Source organism: Paludibacterium flexuosum (assembly GCF_037076605.1).
Lineage (GTDB): Bacteria > Pseudomonadota > Gammaproteobacteria > Burkholderiales > Chromobacteriaceae > Paludibacterium.
The window spans coordinates 1,768,412-1,788,997 of sequence record NZ_AP029060.1; the positions used below are offsets into that span (position 1 = coordinate 1,768,412).

At 58.4% G+C, this 20,586-nt stretch carries 20 protein-coding genes; 4 read left to right on the plus strand and 16 right to left on the minus strand.

Annotation, left to right across the window (positions count from 1 at the left end; genetic code table 11):
* Positions 1-66: 66 nt before the first annotated feature.
* Together hppD and AACH39_RS08360 are read right to left on the minus strand one after the other, a co-directional pair.
* The gene (gene hppD / locus AACH39_RS08355; protein ID WP_215780996.1) at positions 67-1,131 is read right to left on the minus strand and encodes a 4-hydroxyphenylpyruvate dioxygenase; all 1,065 of its coding nucleotides are present in this window, start codon (positions 1,129-1,131) and stop codon (positions 67-69) included.
* A gap of 60 nt (positions 1,132-1,191) precedes the next feature.
* A complete protein-coding gene (locus AACH39_RS08360) occupies positions 1,192-1,968 on the minus strand; it encodes a phenylalanine 4-monooxygenase (RefSeq protein WP_215780993.1) in 777 nt (258 codons plus the stop codon).
* A 169-nt stretch (positions 1,969-2,137) separates the two neighbouring features.
* Between AACH39_RS08360 and AACH39_RS08365 the strand changes: the two genes are divergently transcribed.
* Positions 2,138-2,617 carry an Lrp/AsnC family transcriptional regulator gene (locus AACH39_RS08365; RefSeq protein WP_215782641.1) on the plus strand — a complete coding sequence of 160 codons (480 nt, stop codon included), beginning with the start codon at positions 2,138-2,140 and terminating at the stop codon, positions 2,615-2,617.
* A 78-nt stretch (positions 2,618-2,695) separates the two neighbouring features.
* Positions 2,696-4,507, plus strand: a complete 1,812-nt coding sequence (locus AACH39_RS08370; protein WP_338621254.1) for a diguanylate cyclase — start codon at positions 2,696-2,698, stop codon at positions 4,505-4,507.
* Between the two features lie 721 nt (positions 4,508-5,228).
* Here the strand turns inward: AACH39_RS08370 and metF are convergent.
* The 3 genes from metF to metK form a co-directional block, all read right to left on the minus strand.
* Positions 5,229-6,065 carry a methylenetetrahydrofolate reductase [NAD(P)H] gene (metF, locus tag AACH39_RS08375; RefSeq protein WP_215780981.1) on the minus strand — a complete coding sequence of 279 codons (837 nt, stop codon included), beginning with the start codon at positions 6,063-6,065 and terminating at the stop codon, positions 5,229-5,231.
* 95 nt (positions 6,066-6,160) lie between these two features.
* Positions 6,161-7,561 (minus strand): adenosylhomocysteinase, encoded by a 1,401-nt coding sequence (gene ahcY / locus AACH39_RS08380; protein WP_215780979.1) that lies wholly within the window; start codon positions 7,559-7,561, stop codon positions 6,161-6,163.
* A gap of 140 nt (positions 7,562-7,701) precedes the next feature.
* The gene (gene metK, locus AACH39_RS08385; protein WP_215780976.1) at positions 7,702-8,871 is read right to left on the minus strand and encodes a methionine adenosyltransferase; all 1,170 of its coding nucleotides are present in this window, start codon (positions 8,869-8,871) and stop codon (positions 7,702-7,704) included.
* A gap of 74 nt (positions 8,872-8,945) precedes the next feature.
* Between metK and AACH39_RS08390 the strand changes: the two genes are divergently transcribed.
* Both AACH39_RS08390 and AACH39_RS08395 read left to right on the plus strand, forming a co-directional pair.
* Positions 8,946-9,839, plus strand: a complete 894-nt coding sequence (locus AACH39_RS08390; RefSeq protein ID WP_215780974.1) for a lysophospholipid acyltransferase family protein — start codon at positions 8,946-8,948, stop codon at positions 9,837-9,839.
* Positions 9,836-10,702 carry a lipid A biosynthesis lauroyl acyltransferase gene (locus AACH39_RS08395; RefSeq protein WP_338621255.1) on the plus strand — a complete coding sequence of 289 codons (867 nt, stop codon included), beginning with the start codon at positions 9,836-9,838 and terminating at the stop codon, positions 10,700-10,702. Before AACH39_RS08390 ends, AACH39_RS08395 begins: the two co-directional genes overlap by 4 nt.
* Positions 10,703-10,760: 58 nt before the next feature.
* Here the strand turns inward: AACH39_RS08395 and AACH39_RS08400 are convergent, their stop codons facing one another.
* The 11 genes from AACH39_RS08400 to nuoH form a co-directional block, all read right to left on the minus strand.
* Positions 10,761-11,423 (minus strand): DUF799 domain-containing protein, encoded by a 663-nt coding sequence (locus AACH39_RS08400; RefSeq protein ID WP_252346165.1) that lies wholly within the window; start codon positions 11,421-11,423, stop codon positions 10,761-10,763.
* Between the two features lie 9 nt (positions 11,424-11,432).
* A complete protein-coding gene (locus AACH39_RS08405; protein ID WP_252346164.1) occupies positions 11,433-11,789 on the minus strand; it encodes a DUF4810 domain-containing protein in 357 nt (118 codons plus the stop codon).
* Between the two features lie 30 nt (positions 11,790-11,819).
* Positions 11,820-12,503, minus strand: coding sequence for a CsgG/HfaB family protein (locus AACH39_RS08410; protein ID WP_215780967.1), 684 nt, complete (start codon positions 12,501-12,503; stop codon positions 11,820-11,822).
* Between the two features lie 188 nt (positions 12,504-12,691).
* A complete protein-coding gene (locus AACH39_RS08415) occupies positions 12,692-12,985 on the minus strand; it encodes a DUF2818 family protein (protein ID WP_338621257.1) in 294 nt (97 codons plus the stop codon).
* A gap of 9 nt (positions 12,986-12,994) precedes the next feature.
* Positions 12,995-14,449 carry an NADH-quinone oxidoreductase subunit NuoN gene (nuoN, locus tag AACH39_RS08420; protein WP_338621258.1) on the minus strand — a complete coding sequence of 485 codons (1,455 nt, stop codon included), beginning with the start codon at positions 14,447-14,449 and terminating at the stop codon, positions 12,995-12,997.
* A gap of 15 nt (positions 14,450-14,464) precedes the next feature.
* Positions 14,465-15,958: an NADH-quinone oxidoreductase subunit M gene (locus tag AACH39_RS08425; protein WP_215780961.1), complete on the minus strand. Its 1,494-nt coding sequence runs from the start codon at positions 15,956-15,958 to the stop codon at positions 14,465-14,467.
* 39 nt (positions 15,959-15,997) lie between these two features.
* Positions 15,998-18,025 (minus strand): NADH-quinone oxidoreductase subunit L, encoded by a 2,028-nt coding sequence (nuoL, locus tag AACH39_RS08430; protein WP_215780959.1) that lies wholly within the window; start codon positions 18,023-18,025, stop codon positions 15,998-16,000.
* A gap of 28 nt (positions 18,026-18,053) precedes the next feature.
* Positions 18,054-18,359 (minus strand): NADH-quinone oxidoreductase subunit NuoK, encoded by a 306-nt coding sequence (nuoK, locus tag AACH39_RS08435; protein ID WP_243729367.1) that lies wholly within the window; start codon positions 18,357-18,359, stop codon positions 18,054-18,056.
* A 26-nt stretch (positions 18,360-18,385) separates the two neighbouring features.
* The gene (locus tag AACH39_RS08440) at positions 18,386-19,024 is read right to left on the minus strand and encodes an NADH-quinone oxidoreductase subunit J (protein ID WP_338621259.1); all 639 of its coding nucleotides are present in this window, start codon (positions 19,022-19,024) and stop codon (positions 18,386-18,388) included.
* A gap of 9 nt (positions 19,025-19,033) precedes the next feature.
* Complete coding sequence (nuoI, locus tag AACH39_RS08445) at positions 19,034-19,522, minus strand: NADH-quinone oxidoreductase subunit NuoI (protein WP_215780954.1); 489 nt, start codon at positions 19,520-19,522, stop codon at positions 19,034-19,036.
* 17 nt (positions 19,523-19,539) lie between these two features.
* Positions 19,540-20,586, minus strand: coding sequence for an NADH-quinone oxidoreductase subunit NuoH (gene nuoH, locus AACH39_RS08450; RefSeq protein WP_215780952.1), 1,047 nt, complete (start codon positions 20,584-20,586; stop codon positions 19,540-19,542).

Below are 20,586 nucleotides of genomic sequence, written 5' to 3' on the forward strand. Positions count from 1 at the left end.
TTGGCTTCGCGACATTTTGAGCAAAAACAGCCGAGCCCCGCGCCTTGCGCGAGGCTCGCGCGCTCATCAGGCGGTCAACACCCCTCGACGGACCTGATCTTCTTCCATCGACTCAAACAACGCCTTGAAATTACCCTCGCCAAAGCCATCATTATTCTTGCGCTGGATGATTTCGAAGAATACCGGGCCGATCACGGTCTCGGTAAAGATCTGCAGCAAGATCCCGCCGCCCTCGGTCGGTGCGCCATCGATCAAAATACGGTTATCGCGCATGCGGGCAAGGTTTTCCCCATGACCGGGCACACGGCTGTCGACACGCTCATAATAGGTGTCCGGCGTATCGAGAAATTTGGTGCCGGCCGCACGCAGACCTTCCACCGTGGCATAAATATCACTGGTCGACAGGGCAATGTGCTGGATCCCTTCACCGTGATACAGACGCAAGAACTCTTCGATCTGACTCTTGTCATCGGCCGACTGGTTGATGGGGATACGGATCTTGCCGCAGGGACTGACCATGGCGCGCGAGGTCAGTCCCGTCAACTTGCCTTCGATATCGAAATAGCGGATCTCGCGGAAATTGGCGATGGCGGTATAAAAACCAGCCCAGACATCCATATTGCCGCGCGCCACATTGTGCGTCAGATGATCGATCTCCTGCAGCCCTGCCCCCTGATGATGCCAGTCGGCCCCCGGCAAGGACACGAAATCAACATCATAGATATTGCGCTCGCCATAGCGGTCAACCAGATAAATGGCCGAACCACCAATCCCCTGAATCGCCGGTATATTCAGTTCCATCGCCCCGACGGGGTGTTCATAGGCTTTGGCCCCATTGGCCAGTGCATACTCATAAGCCTTGGCGGCATCCTTGACGCGCCAGGCCATGGCGCAGACAGAAGGACCATGCAAGCGGGCAAAATCAACAAAGGGCGCAACCGGCTCACCATTGACAATGAAGTTGATATCGCCCTGGCGATAGAGCGTCACATTGCGATGGCGATGCCGCGCAACGGCAGCAAAGCCCAGCGAGCGAAACAGTTCACCCAGCCTGGCGACCCCGTCGGCATCGGCTGCGGTGTACTCGACAAATTCGAAGCCGTCGGTGGCAAGGGGATTGTTCAGGTTCATGCAGTTTCTCCGTTTTTGTAGGCGAAGGACCATCCTCTGCGGGATATCGGTCCGGACAGATCAGAACAGGGCGTCCGCCCAGCGGGCAAACGACTGCTCCAGTTGATCGAAACTCTCGATGACGAACAGCTTTTGCTGCATGTGCCAGATATCGTAGGGCTCGGCACTCACCACCTCGATATCAAAAGGACACTTCCGGGTTTGATCCGAGAGGCTGAACAACACCTCATCCGGGGACGACAAGATGCCTGAACCATAAATACGATGTTCATCACCCTCGCGAATCAGGCCAAACTCCACGGCATACCAGTAAATTCTTGGCAACCATTCCCTGGCCGGATGGTCGAGTTCAAAGGCTTTGACCCCCACCTGACCAAAGCGCTCGAAAAAAGCACAGAAACGGGGATCCGTCAGCAGGGGCACATGCCCCATCAGATCATGAAACATGTCCGGCGCCGGGGTATAACCCAGCTCTTCGGGCTTGCGAATGAAATCCGTTGAGGGGAAATGCCGCGAGGCCAGCAGGGCAAAAAACTCGGCATCCGGCACGATGCCGTCCACACGCACCAGCCGCCAGCCAGTGCAGGCTTCGACCCGATCGCTGATGTCGGCCAGACGCGGAATATGATCACGCGGAAAGTCGATGGCCTCCAGACCGCTCAGGAACTCTCGGCAGGCTCGTCCGGGCAGGACCCGTTGCTGATTGGCCAGCAAGGTAGCCCAGGTCTGATGCTCGATCGGACTATATGCAGGGACAGGTACCTCATGGATATCCTGCTGTTGCACTAATGCCATCTTCATGTCCGGACGGATCAAGCCTGCATCAGTGGTATACATTGCATCTTTTCCTTACTTATTGATTCCGAAGAGATAACTTCCGCGTGTAAAATAGGCATGTTAGGCATTTTATTCTAGAGAAGTCTTTCGCCAATTTCCTAGCTAATATGTCTTATAATGCAAAGATAAAAGAACAAAATTTCAACACACCATGACAAAAGGACAAGAGATGCCAAGTCTTACACTAGATAAGACCGACTTGAGGATTCTGGCGGAGCTGCAACTCAACGGGAGATTGACCAACGTAGAGCTGGCCGAACGGGTCGCGTTGTCTCCTTCTCCGTGTCTGCGCCGCCTGAAACAGCTGGAAGAATCGGGGGTCATCAGCCAATATGTTGCACTTTTGGATCCTGCCAAGATCGGCCTCGGTTTGCAGGCTTTCGTGCGTGTCACACTGGAAAAGCGCGGCAATTCGCACAATCAGAGCTTTGTCGATGCCGTTCAGCGCTGGACCGAAGTCGTCAATTGCTTCGCCATGACCGGCGAAATGGACTATCTGCTGCAGGTTCATTTCGAAGACATGGAGCATTTTTCACGTTTCGTCATGAACGAGCTGTTGCAACAGCAAGGGGTCGAAGACGTCAAATCGAGCTTCGTCCTGAAAGAGTTCAAGCGCACCACGGCTCTGCCGCTGAGCCACCTGCGCTAATCCCGGGCCGGAACGGCGCCGACCGTTCCGGCTGTCACCCACGGCCCGTGGATGCGGGTCATCCAGCAAGGGCGTCGGATGCGTTTCAAACCGCTGGCAATACAGGTGCTGCAGCAGATCCTGCTCTATGCGGTTCTGTTTTGGCTTCTGGTCAGTGCCGTACGCGCCGGCCTGCTGTTTTATCACGGCCAGAAACGCCTCGCCGAGATCCCGGAGACGGTCAACACCCTGTACATGCCGCTGCTGGCGCAGAGCGTCTGGGATGTCGAACTCAACACCACCCAGAAGGAACTGGCCAGCATCAGCGCCATCAATGGCGTCGAATCAGTCATTCTGGAGACACGCCTGGGGCAGCGCCTGCGCTATGACAGCCCGCATGCCGGCAACGCCCCCCACAACGTCTACCACCTGGACGTTCACCTCAATCACGGCACCCGCGAGTCACTCGGCACGCTGACACTGTTCGTCTCCAACAAGCCGGTTCAAAGCGAAATCGTCAACGATCTGCTCAGCAGCATGGCGCAGCGTGTCCTCGACTTCACGGCACTGGCACTGCTGATCGTCTTTATTCTGCGCCGCCGCTTCGTCTTGCCGGTCCAGCAGCTGGCCCAGGCGGCACGTACCTTCCGGCCTGGCGAGGCGACACCGACGTTTCGCCTGAACTATCCCAGCCATATCGAAGACGAGATGACCCAGTTGCTGGCGTCGTTCAATGCCATGCGCACCAGCATCAACAGCCATCTGGCCGACCGCGAGCGTTATGAAACCGCCCTGACCCAGGCGCGCGATGAGCTGGCACGCCGGGTGGAAGAACGCACCGCGCAGCTGGACAGGCTGCTGAATTTCCAGCAACTGGTCTCGGCGATTTCCTCACGCTTCATCAACATCCCGCTGGCAGAAGTGAATCTGGCCATGTCGCAGGCCCTGATGCAGATTGGTCAGTTCATGGATGTCGATCGCTGCTACCTGATCGGCGTCGATCACCTGCAAATCGTCAGCATGGTGCACGAGTGGCAGGCACCAGGGATCGACAGCGGCAAGGAGGGACTGGGATTTGCTCCCCTGACGGCACGGCCATCATTATTCGCCACCCTGATGCGCGAGGGCGTGCTGAACCTGCCGCACTGCCAGTCACTCCCGCAGGCAGATCTGGCCAGCGCGCAGGATGCGATCCAGAGCATGCTGATGATCCGCATCGACTACCTCGGCCACCCGGTCGGCGTCTTCGGCTGTGACATGCTGCGCCATGCCAGACAATGGCAGGAGGAAGAGTTGGTTCAGGCCCGTTTGCTGGCCGATATGTTTGCCAACATGATTATCCGCTGCCAGCAGCTGCAAGATCTGTCCGAAACGCAGCAGCAACTGGAGCAGGCCAATGCCAACCTGGCACGCATGGCCTTGAGCGATAGCCTGACCGGACTGGCCAACCGCCGTCACTTTGACGAAGAAAAGCGTCAGGCCTTCGACAAGGCGCGCCGCAAGGCGGAGCCCCTCGGGCTGATCATGCTGGATATCGACTTCTTCAAGGAATACAACGACCACTACGGTCACCTGGCGGGAGATCAATGCCTGCAGCAGCTCGCTGCCCTGCTGACGCGTTTCTTCGTTTATCCGGGCGAACTGGCCGCGCGAATCGGCGGGGAGGAATTTGCCGTGCTGCTGCCGGGACTGGACGCCCAGGCCGTCAGGTCACGCGCCGAAGCGCTGCGACAGGCGGTCTGGGAACTGAACCTGCCCCACGCCAGCTCGCGTGTCGCAGACCGTCTCACCATCAGCCTGGGGATTGCCGCCCTGGACACGGCAAACCACAGCAGCATCGATCAGATGATTGCCGAGGCCGACGCCGGGCTATACCGCGCCAAGGCCTCCGGACGCAACTGCACAGGCTGAACGGTACCGGCATAAAGAAAACGGCCGCTTCCGGAAGGAGCGGCCGTTTTCTTTATGCATCGCGGCTTAGCGGGCTACGCGACGATGGTTCTGGTAGTGCTGCCAAGCCAGTTTGATGGCATTGATGAACGATACAAACATATTGTTCTCCTTCGATATAGGGGTAGAGACTTGCCGGACAAAAGCACGGCCGCGCTGTCAGACAGAACTTTAGCCCGCAGCGCCCCATCACTCGATAGGACTAATCTGAATAATCCAAAAAACTAAAAAACAATATGGTTGTATGACCATTGCGCACAACGAGCCTTTATCCTGGGGCTCAAATGACAACGGGCGACATCACTGTCGCCCGTTTCGTTTGCCATCCCCAGGATTAGCGGGCATAGCGGCGGCCTTGGCGATGGTAAACGGACCAGGCGTGTTGCAGTTGGGACAGAAGCTTGATCATGGTAACTCTCCTTGAGTGAAAAACCGGCAGGTGCCTTATATGGCTTTTATTTGCCGGTAAATCAAAGATATCCGCCCCTCATTGCAAGGTCAATGGTTTTGCATGATTTCGCTATTCATCCCAAATAACATTAAATAATTATAAATTATGCAAAGCCATGAAATCAGGCCGCTATCACCTCATCAACCCCATGATTTTGTGTGTGTCTTTTTTACGACGCGCCGCAGCATAAAACAAAAAAAGGGGCCTAAGCCCCTTGTTAGATCATGGCTATTACAAGCCTAGTCGCTGCCAGATGGTTGAGACCACGCCAGCCTGATTCAGCGTATAGAAGTGCAACCCTGGCGCACCGGCCTGCAACAGACGGTCACACAGCTCGGTCACGACATCCAGCCCCAGGGCTCGCACCGAAGCGACATCGTCCCCGTAAGCCTGCATGCGCAGCCTCAGCCAGCGCGGCACTTCCGTGCCGCAGGCATCAGAGAAACGGCACATCTGACTGAAATTGCTGATTGGCATGATGCCCGGCACGATCGGCACATCCACGCCACGGGCGCGCACCTCATCAACAAAGCGCAGATAGCTGTCGATGTTGAAAAAGTACTGCGTGATGGCCGAGTCGGCGCCTGCATGAATCTTGCGCACAAAGTTATTCAGATCATCCTCGGCGGAACGCGCCTGAGGATGGAATTCCGGATAAGCCGCCACCTCGATATGAAAATGCTCGCCATGTTCTTCGCGGATAAAAGCCACCAGTTCGTTGGCATAGCGAAACTCCCCAGCCTCGACCATGCCGCTGGGCATGTCTCCGCGCAGGGCCACGATGTGGCGGACGCCATGGGAACGATACTCGTCCAGCAAAGCCCGGATATTGTCGCGGGTCGAACCGATGCAGGACAGATGCGGCGCCACAGCCAGTCCGCGCGAACGGATCTCTTGCACCGTCGCCAGGGTTCCTTCGCGGGTGCTGCCACCGGCACCGAAGGTCACCGAAAAGAACTCCGGCTTCAGCGGAGCCAGCTGCATCAGCGTGTTCTGCAGACGAGTCATGCCCTCGGGCGTCTTGGGCGGGAAAAATTCGAAACTGAAATTGGATGTCCGTTCGGCCATGCGCTCCTCGGGCTCTCTCTTTGTCGGATTGATCAGACGGGGGGGAGACTCTGATTATAGAACCACGACTGTGGTCTCCCTCCCCGGGTCAGGCATTAATAACGATAGTGATCGGGCTTGTACGGACCGTTTTGCGGCACGCCAATATAGTTGGCCTGCTCATTGCTCAGTTCAGTCAGCTGGGCGCCAATGCGCTTGAGGTGCAAGCGCGCCACCTTCTCGTCCAGATGCTTGGGCAAGACATACACCTGCTTTTGATACTGGTCGCCATTAACGAACAGTTCGATCTGGGCAAGCACCTGATTGGTAAACGAGTTGGACATGACGAAACTCGGGTGACCGGTGGCGCAACCCAGATTGACCAGGCGCCCTTCGGCCAGCAGGATAATGCGTTTGCCGTCCGGGAAGATGATGTGATCAACCTGTGGCTTGATGTTTTCCCACTGGTACTGACGCAGGCTGGACACTTCGATTTCCGAATCGAAATGGCCGATATTGCACACGATGGCCTGGTTGCGCATGGCCTTCATGTGGGCGTGATTGATCACGTTGACGTTACCGGTGGCGGTGACAAAAATGTCCGCCTTGTCAGCAACATCTTCCATGCGTACCACGCGATAGCCTTCCATGGCCGCCTGCAGGGCGCAGATCGGGTCAATCTCCGTCACCCAGACAGTCGCCCCCAGGCCACGCAGACTCTGAGCACAACCCTTGCCGACATCGCCATAGCCCGCCACGACGGCCACCTTGCCGGCAATCATCACATCAGTCGCACGCTTGATGCCATCGACCAGCGATTCACGGCAACCGTACAGGTTGTCGAACTTGGACTTGGTCACTGAGTCGTTGACGTTGAAGGCCGGGAACGGCAGGCGCCCCTCCTTGTGCAACTGGTACAGACGATGCACACCCGTGGTCGTTTCTTCGGTCACGCCCTTGATCTGGACCAGACGCTTGGAATACCACTGGCCATCCACTTCCAGATGACGCTTGATCGCGGCAAACAGCGCGGTTTCCTCATCGTTGGACGGATGGGCCAGAACGCTGCGATCCTGTTCGGCCCGTGCGCCCAGCATCAACAGCAAGGTGGCATCGCCGCCATCATCCAGAATCATGTTGGCGGACTGGCCGGCCGGCCACTCGAAAATGCGGTGGGTATATTCCCAGTACTCGTCCAGGCTTTCACCCTTGAAGGCAAACACCGGAATCCCGGCGGCGGCAATCGCCGCGGCGGCATGGTCCTGGGTGGAGAAGATATTGCACGACGCCCAGCGCACATCGGCACCGAGGGCCACCAGCGTCTCGATCAGCACGCCGGTCTGAATGGTCATGTGCAGGGAGCCGGCAATGCGCGCACCGCGCAGCGGCTGCTGATGACGATACTCTTCGCGCAAGGCCATCAGACCCGGCATCTCGGTCTCGGCGATGCTCAGTTCCTTGCGGCCCCAGGCCGCTTGCTGGATATCGGCAACCAGAAAATCAGTGAATTCAGCCATCGTGTGTTCCTTTACACGCGGCCGAGGGGGAGATGCGCTTACCTACATCCCGCACCCCGGCACGGATTGTCAGGTAAGCGCCGTTTTGAACCGGGCCTGGGACGTTGTCCGTCTCGCAGCGCTTCCCGGAAATAAGCGGATTACAGCCCGGCGTCGGCTTTCAGGGCTTCGGCCTTGTCGGTACGCTCCCAGGTAAACTCCGGCTCTTCGCGACCGAAGTGGCCATAGGCCGCGGTCTTGCTGTAGATCGGACGCAGCAGGTCCAGCATCTGTACGATGCCCTTCGGACGCAGGTCGAAGTGGCGCTTGACCAGCTCAACGATCTGCTCATTGGGAATGCGGTTGGTACCGAAGGTATCCACGGCAATCGAGGTCGGCTGCGACACACCGATGGCGTAGGAAACCTGAATCTGGCACTGACGCGCCAGACCGGCGGCCACGATGTTCTTGGCCACATAGCGACCGGCATAGGCGGCAGAACGGTCAACCTTGGACGGATCCTTGCCGGAGAAGGCACCGCCACCATGCGGCGCGGCACCACCGTAGGTATCGACGATGATCTTGCGGCCAGTCAGACCGCAATCGCCCATCGGGCCGCCAATCACGAAGCGGCCAGTCGGGTTGATCAGGAACTTGGTTTCTGCCGTCAGCATATTCGGCGGCAGGACCGGCTTGACGATGTCTTCAATGACGGCTTCGGTCAGGGTCTTGTGATCGATGTCCGGGCTGTGCTGAGTCGACAGCACCACGGTTTCGATACGCTTTGGCAGGCCGGTGGCACTGTCGTAGACGCAGGTGATCTGGCTCTTGGCATCCGGACGCAGCCATGGCAGACGACCATCCTTGCGCAGCTCGGCCTGGCGTTGCATCAGGCGATGCGAATAATAGATCGGGAACGGCATCAGCGTCGGGGTCTCGTCGCAGGCGTAACCGAACATCAGGCCCTGGTCACCGGCACCCTGATCGAGATCCAGCCCCTGGCCTTCGTTGACGCCCTGGGCAATATCCGGCGACTGCTTGTCGTAGCAGGCCATCACCGCACAACCGTGATAATCGAAGCCCAGCTCGGAATTGTCGTAGCCGATACGCTTGATGGTCTCACGCGCCACCTGGATGTAATCGATGTTGGCATGGGTGGTAATTTCACCGGCCAGCACGACCAGGCCGGTATTCACCAGCGTTTCCGCAGCCACGCGGCCGAATTTGTCTTCGCGCAGGATCGCGTCAAGGATGGCGTCGGAAATCTGGTCGGCAACCTTGTCCGGATGGCCCTCCGAGACCGACTCGGACGTAAACAAATATTCACTCATTTTGATCTGCTTTCCGAATAATCTGCATTCGTGATGATAAAATACGCCGCTTTAATGCGACTCAAATCCCTACCATGGCTTCGCTGGTCAAACTACTGCTTACCCTGCTTGCCCGCCTGCCTCTGGCATGGTTGCAGGTGTTGGGTGCCCTGCTCGGCCGCATGACCCTGACACTGTCAGGCTCATTCCGTGCCCGCATGGCGAAAAATCTTGAAGATAGTAAAATTCTTCCAAATTATCAGCTTTCCCGCGACGCAGTCAAACAGTGCGCAGAAGAAACCGGCAAGGGCGCGCTGGAGCTGGCCATCGCCTGGTGTCGCGAACCGCGCGACATTGCCCGCATGGTCAAGGCATGCGACGGCTGGGAGCATGTCGAAAAGGCGATCAGCGCTGGCCATGGCATTGTCTTCGTCACGCCGCATCTGGGCAGCTATGATATTGCCGGCCGCTATATCAGCCATCGCCTGCCCTTTCCGCTGACCGCCATGTATCGCCCGCCCAAGTTATCCTGGCTTGAACCGGTCATGAATGCCGGCCGCGCCAGGGGCAAGGGCAAAACGGCGCCGGCAACCGGCGCTGGCGTGCGCGTGCTGATGAAAGCACTCAAGGCAGGCGAAGCCACCATCATTTTGCCGGATCAGGTTCCCGGCAATGGAGAAGGCGTCTGGGCGCCCTTCTTCGGACAACCCGCCTATACCATGACCCTGGTGCCGCGCCTGGCCCAGCTCAAGGGTGTGGAGACCTTGTTGTTTTATGGAGAACGACTGGCGAGAGGTCAAGGATTCAAAGTTCACATCCGCCCCTTGCCCCAGCCGTTCACCGGTGAACGGGATCAGGATGCCGCCATCCTCAACCATGCGGTTGAGACCCTGATCACGGAATGCCCACTGCAATATCTGTGGAGTTATAACCGCTACAAATGCCCGGCAGGTGTCGAACAGCCGGCCGGGCAAGAAGGATCCCCATGAGAATCGCCTTTGCCCTGCTGTGGCTGATCCGCTTTCTGCCGATGCCGGTGATTGGCGCACTCGCCTGGTTGCTGGGCAGTGTGGCCTATCTGCTGGCCGCAGATCGCCGCCGTGTCGGTATGATCAACCTGCGCCTGTGCTTCCCCGAACTGAGTGACGCCGAACACAAGCGCATGCTGCGCAACAATTTCCGTTACATGCTGCGGCTGGTACTGGAATACGGCGTCGTCTGGTGGAGTTCGGCCGAACGGCTGGACCGACTGGTGGACATCAAGAACCTGCACTACGTCACCGATCTGCGCGAGCAGGGGCAGGATGTCATCCTGTTCTACCCGCATTTTGTCGGTTTCGAAATGTGTGTGTTTGCCCTCAATCAGCATCTGCCGCTGGTCAGCGTCTATTCCGCCCAGAAGAACGATACGCTGGATGCCATGATTTACCAGGGTCGCCAGCGGTACAACAATGCATTCATCGTTTCACGCCAGGAAGGACTGCGGCCGATCATCAAGGCCATGCGCAAGAACCATGTCCCCTTCCTCTACCTGCCGGATCAGGACTATGGTGCGCGCGACTCGATTTTCGCCCGGTTTTTTGGCATCGAGACCGCCACCATCACCGGTTTGTCGCGCATCAGCCAACTGGCGCGCGCCAAGGTGGTACCGGCCATCGCCCGCCGAGTGGGTAATCGCTGCGAACTGGAGTTCTATCCTGCCTGGGACAACTTCCCCAGCGAAGATGTGTCTGCCGATACTCAGCGTATGAACGATTTCCTGGAAGCGCGGGTTCGCGAACAGCCGGATCAGTATTTCTGGCTGCACAAGCGATTCAAGACCAGGCCAGAAGGACAGCCGCCGATTTACTGATCCGAAAAAAGCCCTCTGCATGCAGAGGGCTTTTTATATCAGGGCAACAATCAGTGCATTACTGGGCCATGTATTTCGGTGAGCGCGGCCCGTACAGAATGCCGTTGAACCGGCCAGGCTCGAGCAGGCGCTGATCCGCCACCCCCGCTACCGGATAGGTAGCATCCGTCACCTTTTTGGCAATCTGCTTGATGGCGGCACTGACCAGTTGAACCAGCAGATCATTGTTATTGTTGTTGTTCTCGGCATCGGAGGCCTGCGCAGAGCCGGTCCACAAGGTGGCACCACTTCTCAGATCCACCAACCGGGCGGAAACACTGACCGAGGCAACACTATCCAGTACCTGGTAGCTGACGCCATATTTGCTGACCTCGATATACAGCACAGCGTCTGCACCAAAAATCTGGCGCAGCTTGGCCAGTGGCACCTGATGAATATCATCCGCCGTGGTCAGGCCATTTTGCTTGAATGTCTCAGAGACCAGACCGACGGGCAGGACATAGTAGCCTGCCTCTGCCAGGGGATAGGTGACTTGAGCGAGCACGCCGTTGCCGGCATTCACATCGGTCGCCTTGCTGATCGGCGGCAAAACCAGAATCGAGTGCGGGTTACTCTTCTTATAGGCGGTGTAATCCAGCTGTTTCGGCGGCTCAGTGGCACAACCCGCAAGAAAACCCAGCATGGAGGCCAGGGCAAGATATTTGCACATGGATTTGAACATGTTGATCTCTTATTTCTTCACTTTGGACATCAGATAGTCCAGATAGGGTGCAGACTCGGGGAACAGCTTTTCTTCCACCTGAAAATTCTGCGCCATCATGGCGGTGTTACCGACATTGGCATACAGCATGCCCAAATGCGCATAGTAGCCGGGAGGCGGCGTCTTTCCCCTGGCGCGGATCTTCTGCAACTCCGCTTCCATCTCCTGAATCTGCTTGTCCGGGCTGGTACCGGAGTCCGCACGCAGATAGCTGTACACGTGCGACTGATAACCTTCCCATTGATAGAGCGTATCCGGCTGTGAGGCGCAGGCACACAGCATGACACTGGCGATGAGGCCCAACACCAGACCCGAACGTTTCTGCATGGTCGATTTCATCTTGCTTGCATCCGTGAATTAGGGTTTTGCCGGCTGCCAGGCACCCGACTGAATACCGTCGACCAGGCGGTTGACGGCTTCGCGAATGGCCAGATCGAGTACCTTGCCATTCAAGGTTGAGTCGTAGCTGGCCGTCCCGCCAAAACCGAGCACTTCACGATTCGACAGCTTGTATTCACCCGCCCCCATGCTCGAGTAGACGACTTCGGAAGTGTGGGTGTTTACGACGTTCAAACTCACCTTGGCATAAGCAATTTGTTGCTTGCCGCTGCCCAGCAGACCGAACAGCTGATCATCCCCCACTTCCTTGCGACCAAACTCGGTCACATCACCGGTAATGACATAATCAGCACCCTTGAGCGACTGAGCTTGTTTTTTCAAACCGGCTTCCTGCTTGATTTCCGCCATATTGTCGCGGTCGAGCACATTGAAGCGATTGGTCTGCTGCAGGTGGGTGATCAGAATGGTCTTGGCCTGAGAGCCAACATGGTCGATCCCGTCGGAGAAAATCCCGCGCATGAAGCTTGATCGGTTATCAAATTTGCCGACAGCAATCGGCGAACGCACGCCGGTATACGGCTGACTGGCACTGGTAACCTGCGTCACCGCCAATGACTGCGAACTCTCCGTGGCACAGCCGGCCAACAATGCGGCCAGGGCCGCAACCGCAAAAAACGACTTCGCCTGTCTGCTGTTGAGCATCTACCCTCTCCAAGACAATGAGAAACAATTTAAAAAAAGGTAGATAGTATAAACGATTTATACAAAATCGCTACAGATCGTCATAAACGGCCACTAAGCGTTATGCAATCAGACAGAGCGTGTGCGACCGGTGGTCGAGAGGAAGGACAGGGGTGAGGGAAAGCACATCGGGCCAGGCCCGATGTGCTTCAGTGCGGCTGTCGCCAGAAATAGCGCCAGACAAATCCAGGAAAGGCAAAGACCACAAACAGGGCGAAGGTGCTGGCATAGAACTGCCAGTTCTGCTCATGTACCGGCATCAGCCGTGATTCGAGCAGTCGGGCAAACAGCCCGACCAGCAGATAAAGCACAACCAGCTCCAGCAGGCGCCAGCCGAAATGCTTGTGCGCCACCGCCACCACCCCGCCGATACGCGGCAGGGCGAATGGCAGGTTGGCCGCCAGAACGGCCACGATCAGCAACACCGCAACACTGGCTTGCATGATCGCTCCTTACAGCGCCGTCAGCGATTGCTTGACGGCATCCATGCACAGGGCAACCAGTTGCTGCGGCAGGATGCCGAGCACCAGCAGGGCCAAGGCATTGAGCGACAGCACCAGACGCATGTCGGCCCGTACCACGATGGCGCTGTCGTCTTCTGCGGCGTCAAAGTACATGGCCTTGACCACGCGCAGATAGTAGAAGGCACCAATCAGCGACATCAGCACGGCAAACACCGCCAGGGGCACCATGCCTACGCTGAGCGCCGCACGGATCACGGCAAACTTGGCATAGAAGCCGGCCAGCGGCGGGATGCCCGCCATCGAGAACATGACCAGCAGCATCAGGAAGGCATACCAGCTGTTGCGCTGGTTCAGCCCCTTCAGATCCGCCACCTTCTCGCACTCAAACCCGGCACGCGACAGCGCCAGCAGAACCCCGAAGGCCGCCAGCGACATCAGCACATAGATGATGGCGTAGTACATGGCCGAGGAGAAGCCATCGGCATTACCGGTCAGGAAACCGACCAGCAGGAAACCCATGTGCGAGATGGTCGAATAGGCCAGCATGCGCTTGATGTTGGTCTGGACGATGGCGGTGATGTTACCGATGGCCATCGACAGCACGGCGACGATCACCAGCATGCCTTGCCATTGCGACAGCAGCGGCCCCATGGCTTCGCCAAGGATGCGCACCAGGAACACGAAGGCCGCCAGCTTCGGCGCGGCGCCAATCATCAGGGTTACGGCCGTCGGCGAGCCCTGGTAAACGTCGGGCACCCACATGTGGAACGGCACGGCGCCCAGCTTGAAGCACAGGCCGGCCACCAGGAACACCACGCCGAAGATCAGCAGCACGGTATTACCGTTGCCGCTGGCGATCACCTGGGCAATGCGGCCGATTTCCAGCGAACCGGTGGCACCATACACCATCGACATGCCGTACAGCAGCAGACCGGAAGCCAGCGCACCGAGCACAAAGTATTTCATGGCCGCCTCGGTCGCAGACACCGAGTCACGACGCAGCGCAATCAGGGCATACAGCGCCAGCGACAGGAGCTCCAGCCCGATGTACAGCGTCATGAAGTGGCTGGCCGAAACCATGACATTCATGCCGAGCAGGGCAAACAGCGTCAGGGTGTAGAACTCGCCCTTGAACATCTGGCGGTCGGCGATGTACTGGCGCGAGTACACCAGCACGGCGGCGGTCACGCCATATAGGAAGAACTTGATGATGCCGGACAAGGGATCGGCAACAAACATTTTCTGGAAGGTTTCAACCGGCACGGCAGTCCAGGCGAGGTACTGCATCACGGCACAGCCAGCCAGCGTCAGCAGGCTCAGGCCATAAGTGATGTCACGACGTTCGTCCGGCAACAGCATGTCGATCACAAGAATCAGCAGCACCGCCGCGAGCATGAACAGCTCGGGCAAGGCTGGCATCAGGTTCAGGGTAGCCCAGTTCATTGTGTTTTCCTTGCCTTACAGCTTGCTTTGCGCCACATGGGCAATCAGGTCGTTCACCGCCGGGTGCATCTTGTCGATAAAGGCCTGCGGATACAGACCCATGCCGAGCACGGTCAGCGCCAACAGCGCCAGCACCAGGAATTCGCGCTTGTTGATGTCCTTCAACTCGGCGACATGGTCGTTGGCCACTTCGCCGAAGATCACCCGCTTGAACATCCACAGCGTGTAGGCAGCGCCGAAAATCAGCGTGGTGGCGGCCAGCGCGGCATACCAGAAGTTCACCTGCTCGGCACCGAGAATGACCATGAACTCGCCCACGAAGCCCGAGGTCGCCGGCAGGCCGGCATTGGCCATGGCAAACAGCATCATGAAGGAGGCAAAGATCGGCATCTTGTTGGCCACACCGCCATAGTCACCGATGTTGCGGCTGTGCATGCGGTCATACATGACACCGATCGACATAAACATCGCGGCGGACACGAAGCCGTGCGACACCATCTGGATCAGTGCGCCTTCGACGGCATACACGTTCTGGGTGTTGCCGGCGAACATGAAGATCCCCAGGGTCACGAAACCCATGTGGGAAATCGACGAATAGGCCACCAGCTTTTTCATGTCGCTCTGCACCAGCGCCACCAGGCCGATGTACACCACGGCGATCAGCGACAGGGTCACCATGAAACCGGACAGATAACGCGAGGCATCCGGCACGATGGGCAGAGCAAAACGCAGGAAACCGTAGGCACCGATCTTCAGGGTGATGGCCGCCAGCACCATCGAGCCACCTGTCGGCGCTTCCACGTGCGCATCCGGCAACCAGGTATGCACCGGCCACATCGGCACCTTCACGGCGAAGGACAGGAAGAAGGCGGTAAACAGCATCAGCTGGATGCCCATCGGGATACGCAGATCCTGGAAGGCAGAGATCTCGAAGGTATTGCCCGCCTTGCCGTACAGGTAGATGAAGGCCACCAGCATCAGCAGCGAACCCAGCAGCGTGTACAGGAAGAACTTGATCGAGGCATACACCCGACGCGGACCGCCCCAGACACCGATGATCAGGTACATCGGGATCAGCATGCCTTCGAAGAAGACATAGAACAGGATGGCATCCAGCGCGGCAAACGCCCCGTTGATCAGACCGGACATGATCAGGAATGCCGCCATGTACTGCGCAGTACGCTTCTGGATCACTTCCCAGCCGGCAATCACCACCAGCAGGGTGGTAAAGCTGTTGAGCACCACGAACAGCATGGAAATGCCGTCCACCCCGAGGTGATAGTTGATGTTCAGCGCATCAATCCAGCCGTGCATCTCTTCGAACTGCATACCGCCGTGCAGTTCGGTGAAGTTGAAGAACAGGGGCAGCGACAGCAGGAAACCCGCCAGCGCACCGACCACGGCAATCCAGCGTGCCAGCCCTGCCCGGCTGTCACCGCCGGTTGCCAGGACCAGCAGGCCGAACAGAATCGGCACCCAGATCACCAGACTTAAAACATGAGTCAACATAGTCGAACCTTTATTATTTCAATCCCGGTTGTTCGTGGCTCAGCGCAAGATCAGCGGGGCGAACCAGTAAGTCATCAGTGCCAGCACGCCCAGAATCATGGTGGCGGCGTAGCTGTAGATGAAGCCGGTCTGCAACTTGCGGATGGTGCGCGAGAAAGCAGCGACCAGCGCGGCAGAGCCGTTGACCACCAGTCCGTCGATCAGCAGCATGTCGCCGATCTTCCAGAACGCATTCCCCAGCGCACGCGCCCCCTTGGCGAACACGGCGAAGTACAGCTCATCCAGGTAGTACTTGTTGACCAGCAGCTGATAGAGGCCATTGACACGGCTGCGAATCTGCTCCGGCAGGTGCGGCGCCTTCATATAGCCGATCCAGGCGGCAAGGACACCAGCCGCAGCCAGCCACAGCGGCAGCGAGTGCAGCGACTCCAGCGCCATGGCAACCGGGCCGTGGAACTCTTCGCCCAGGTGCGACAGACCCGGATGCTTGATGGCATCGATGAAGATTGCGCCATGGAAGAAGTCACCAAACACCAGCGGGCCAATGGCCAGATAACCGATCACCACCGACGGAATGGCCAGCAGCACCAGCGGCAGGGTCACGACCCACGGCGATTCGTGCGGATTGTCATTCGGGCCCAGGCCGTGATGATGTTCGTCATCATGATGATCCTCGTGATGGTGAGCCTTCTGCTTCCAGCGCTCCGGACCATGGAACACCATGAAGTACAGGCGGAAGGAATACAGCGCGGTCACGAAGACACTGGCCGTCAGGGCAAAGCTGGCAAAACCGGCTGCCGGCAGATGCGACTGATTGACGGCTTCGATGATCGAGTCCTTCGAGTAGAAGCCGGCGAAGAACGGTGTACCGATCAGGGCCAGGGAGCCGATCAGCGAAGTGATCCAGGTGATCGGCATGTACTTGCGCAGACCGCCCATATTGCGCATGTCCTGGTCGTGGTGCATGCCGATGATGACGGAACCGGCAGCCAGGAACAGCAGCGCCTTGAAGAACGCGTGGGTCATGACGTGGAACACTGCCACCGAGTAGGCCGAGGCCCCCAGCGCAACGGTCATGTAGCCGAGCTGCGACAGGGTCGAGTAAGCCACCACACGCTTGATGTCGTTCTGCACCACCCCGAGGAAGCCCATGAACAGGGCAGTAATCGAGCCGATGACCATGACGAAGTTCAGGGCGGTATCGGACAGCTCGAACAGCGGGCTCATGCGCGCCACCATGAAGATACCGGCCGTCACCATGGTGGCAGCGTGGATCAGCGCCGAGATCGGGGTCGGGCCTTCCATCGAGTCCGGCAGCCAGACGTGCAGCGGAAACTGGGCGGATTTACCCATGGCGCCGACGAACAGCAGGATGCAGGTCACGGTCATCAGCGACCAGGACTGGCCGGGGATGATCTCGATGGTCTTGCCTGCCAGCGCCGGAGCGGCAGCAAACACATCGTTGTAGTTCAGCGAGCCGCCGAAATAGGCCAGCACCAGCCCAATGCCCAGCAGGAAGCCGAAGTCGCCGACGCGGTTGACCAGGAAGGCCTTCAGGTTGGCAAAGATGGCCGTCGGGCGCTTGAACCAGAAACCGATCAGCAGGTAGGACACCAGGCCCACGGCTTCCCAGCCGAAGAACAGCTGGATGAAGTTGTTGCTCATCACCAGCATCAGCATGGAGAAGGTAAACAGCGAGATATAGCTGAAGAAGCGCTGGTAGCCCGGGTCATCCTGCATGTAGCCGATGGTGTAGATGTGAACCATCAGCGACACGCTGGTCACCACGGCCATCATCATCGCCGACAGGGCATCGATCTGGAAGCCGACCGAGTAGGTATTGCCGTTCACCGTCAGCCAGGTGTAGACCGGCTCGTTGAATACCGGGGCATGCCCGGAAACGAAGCCGGAAAGGACCTGAAGCGACAGGATGGCGGAAATCGCCACGCCGGTGATGGTCACCACGTGCGCAGCACGCCGGCCGATCGCCCAGCCAAACAGGCCTGCAATGAGCGACCCGGCCAGCGGCGCCAGGGCGATCAGCAGTAGTAGGGTTTTCATATCCATGTTGTCTGCTTTGTCTTTTGGTTATGCGTTAGCCCTTGAGGCTGCCCAGGTCTTCCACGTTGATGGTGCGCAGATTGCGGAACAGCACCACCAGAATCGCCAGACCGATGGCCGACTCGGCGGCGGCGACGGTCAGGATGAAGAAGACGAAGATCTGCCCGGCGGTATCCGACAGGTAATGCGAGAAAGCGATGAAGTTGCAGTTCACCGCCAGCAGCATCAACTCGATCGACATCAGCAGCACGATGATGTTTTTACGGTTCAGGAAAATCCCGAGCACGCTGATGGCAAACAGGATCGCGGCCAGCACCAGGAAGTGTGTGAGTGTCAGCACGATTCCTCCTTTTTCAATGGTGGCCGTCAGGCCTGAGGTTGATCATCGGCAGCGGCGACGGTTTCCACCGGCGTCGCGGCCATTTTGACGACACGGACCCGGTCGGACGCCTTGACGGCAACCTGGTCGGCCACATTCATCACCTTGGTGTCCTTGCGCTTGCGCTGGGTCAGGGCAATCGCGGCGACAATCGCCAGCAGCAGCACCACCGAGGCCAGTTCGGTCGCAAACATGTAGTGGGTATACATCTGCAGACCCAGCTCGCGGATATTGCTGAAATCGGCGGCCAGCGCGGCGCGCGCGGGATAGGTCTTCAGACCGGCTTCCGGGCTGCCGAGAATCAGCGCCATTTCACCGGCCATGATGATGGCGATGGTGCCGGCCAGCGGGAAGTTCTTCCAGAAGCCCTCGCGCAGTTTCTCGATGTCGATGTCGAGCATCATCACCACGAACAGGAACAGCACCATGACCGCGCCGACATAGACCAGCACCAGGGCGATGGCCAGAAACTCGGACTCCAGCAGAATCCAGTGACCGGCGGCGGTGAAGAAGGCCAGCACCAGGTAGAGCGCCGCATGCACCGGGTTCTTGGCGGTGATCACGCGGAACGCCGCCACCAGCAGGATGGCCGACAGGATGTAGAAAACAACCGTAGTAAAGCTCATGCGTCCCCCTTAGCGGTACTTGGCGTCGGCTGCCTTGTTGGCAGCGATTTCGGCCTCGTACTTGTCACCGATGGCCAGCAGCATGGGCTTGGTGTAGTAGAGGTCGCCACGCTTCTCGCCGTGGAATTCAAGAATGTGGGTTTCCACGATGGCGTCTACCGGACAGGCTTCTTCACAGAAACCGCAGTAAATGCACTTGATCAGATCGATGTCGTAGCGGGTAGTACGGCGGGTACCGTCCTCGCGCTGGTCCGACTCGATGGTGATCGCCATCGCCGGGCACACCGCCTCGCACAGTTTGCAGGCAATGCAGCGCTCTTCGCCGTTGGGATATCGGCGCAGGGCGTGCAGGCCGCGGAAACGCGGAGACTGCGGGGTCTTCTCTTCCGGATACTGGACGGTGATCTTGCGCGCAAACAGATGGCGCCCGGTCAGCATCAGGCCCTGTACCAGCTCGACCAGCAGGAAGGTTTTGAAAAACTTGCGAATCGATTCCATGCTCTTTGCCTAAAGTATCAGTTCCAGAGGGAAACCGGGCTCATCATCCAAGCGCCCAGCACCGCCACCCATACCAGCGTTACGGGAATAAAGACCTTCCAGCCCAGACGCATGATCTGGTCATAGCGATAACGCGGGAAGGTGGCCCGGAACCACAGGAAGCAGAACAGCACAAACGACATCTTGGCAGCCATCCAGAAGAAGCCGCCGGCCCCCAGCAGACCCCAGCTCGCCGGGAACGGCGACAGCCAGCCCCCGAGGAACATCAGCGAGGTCAGGGCCGACACCAGGATCATGTTGGCGTACTCGGCCAGGAAGAAGATCGCAAATGCCATGCCGGAGTATTCCACGTGGAAGCCGGCGACGATTTCCGACTCCCCTTCGGCCACGTCAAACGGGGCGCGGTTGGTTTCGGCGACACCGGAGACCAGATAGACAATGAACAGCGGGAACAGCGGCAACCAGTTCCAGGACAGGATCGAGCCGCCGGCAATGCCGTGACCCTGCTGCTTGACGATATCCACCAGGTTCAGACTGCCGGACACCATCAGTACCCCCACCAGGGCAAAGCCCATGGCGATTTCGTAGGAAACGATCTGGGCCGCGGAACGCATGCCGCCCAGGAACGAGTACTTGGAGTTGCCCGCCCAGCCGGCGATGATCACGCCATACACCCCCATCGAGGTGATGGCCATGATGTACAGCAGCGAGGCATTGGTATTGGCCAGCACCAGATGGTCGGTAAACGGCACCACCGCCCAGGCGGCCATGGCCGGCATGATCGACAGCACCGGCGCCAGCAGGAAAAGCCCCTTGCTCGACTTGGCAGGCAGGATGATTTCCTTCATCAGCAGCTTGATGCCGTCGGCAATCGGCTGCAGCAGCCCGAGCGGGCCGACCCGGTTCGGCCCGATACGGACCTGGATATAGCCGATGACCTTGCGCTCGGCGTAGGTCAGGTAGGCAACGGCGATCATCATCGGCGCAACGATGACGATGATCTTCAGCAGGGTCCAGATCACGTACCCGAGCTGTGTGCCGAAATAGGTTTGCAGTAGCTCCAT

What these genes read in the sequence shown, in the direction of transcription:
- AACH39_RS08400 (WP_252346165.1), bottom strand. Translation starts at nt 11,423, where the DNA reads ATGTTCAAATCCATGTGCAAATATCTTGCCCTGGCCTCCATGCTGGGT.
- AACH39_RS08360 (WP_215780993.1), bottom strand. Translation starts at nt 1,968, where the DNA reads ATGTATACCACTGATGCAGGCTTGATCCGTCCGGACATGAAGATGGCA.
- ahcY (WP_215780979.1), bottom strand. Translation starts at nt 7,561, where the DNA reads ATGGCTGAATTCACTGATTTTCTGGTTGCCGATATCCAGCAAGCGGCC.
- metF (WP_215780981.1), bottom strand. Translation starts at nt 6,065, where the DNA reads ATGGCCGAACGGACATCCAATTTCAGTTTCGAATTTTTCCCGCCCAAG.
- AACH39_RS08370 (WP_338621254.1), top strand. Translation starts at nt 2,696, where the DNA reads ATGCGTTTCAAACCGCTGGCAATACAGGTGCTGCAGCAGATCCTGCTC.
- AACH39_RS08440 (WP_338621259.1), bottom strand. Translation starts at nt 19,024, where the DNA reads ATGAGCTTTACTACGGTTGTTTTCTACATCCTGTCGGCCATCCTGCTG.
- nuoI (WP_215780954.1), bottom strand. Translation starts at nt 19,522, where the DNA reads ATGGAATCGATTCGCAAGTTTTTCAAAACCTTCCTGCTGGTCGAGCTG.
- AACH39_RS08425 (WP_215780961.1), bottom strand. Translation starts at nt 15,958, where the DNA reads ATGTTGACTCATGTTTTAAGTCTGGTGATCTGGGTGCCGATTCTGTTC.
- metK (WP_215780976.1), bottom strand. Translation starts at nt 8,871, where the DNA reads ATGAGTGAATATTTGTTTACGTCCGAGTCGGTCTCGGAGGGCCATCCG.
- AACH39_RS08410 (WP_215780967.1), bottom strand. Translation starts at nt 12,503, where the DNA reads ATGCTCAACAGCAGACAGGCGAAGTCGTTTTTTGCGGTTGCGGCCCTG.
- nuoL (WP_215780959.1), bottom strand. Translation starts at nt 18,025, where the DNA reads ATGGATATGAAAACCCTACTACTGCTGATCGCCCTGGCGCCGCTGGCC.
- nuoH (WP_215780952.1), bottom strand. Translation starts at nt 20,586, where the DNA reads ATGGAGCTACTGCAAACCTATTTCGGCACACAGCTCGGGTACGTGATC.
- AACH39_RS08405 (WP_252346164.1), bottom strand. Translation starts at nt 11,789, where the DNA reads ATGCAGAAACGTTCGGGTCTGGTGTTGGGCCTCATCGCCAGTGTCATG.
- AACH39_RS08365 (WP_215782641.1), top strand. Translation starts at nt 2,138, where the DNA reads ATGCCAAGTCTTACACTAGATAAGACCGACTTGAGGATTCTGGCGGAG.
- AACH39_RS08415 (WP_338621257.1), bottom strand. Translation starts at nt 12,985, where the DNA reads ATGCAAGCCAGTGTTGCGGTGTTGCTGATCGTGGCCGTTCTGGCGGCC.
- AACH39_RS08390 (WP_215780974.1), top strand. Translation starts at nt 8,946, where the DNA reads ATGGCTTCGCTGGTCAAACTACTGCTTACCCTGCTTGCCCGCCTGCCT.
- AACH39_RS08395 (WP_338621255.1), top strand. Translation starts at nt 9,836, where the DNA reads ATGAGAATCGCCTTTGCCCTGCTGTGGCTGATCCGCTTTCTGCCGATG.
- hppD (WP_215780996.1), bottom strand. Translation starts at nt 1,131, where the DNA reads ATGAACCTGAACAATCCCCTTGCCACCGACGGCTTCGAATTTGTCGAG.
- nuoN (WP_338621258.1), bottom strand. Translation starts at nt 14,449, where the DNA reads ATGAACTGGGCTACCCTGAACCTGATGCCAGCCTTGCCCGAGCTGTTC.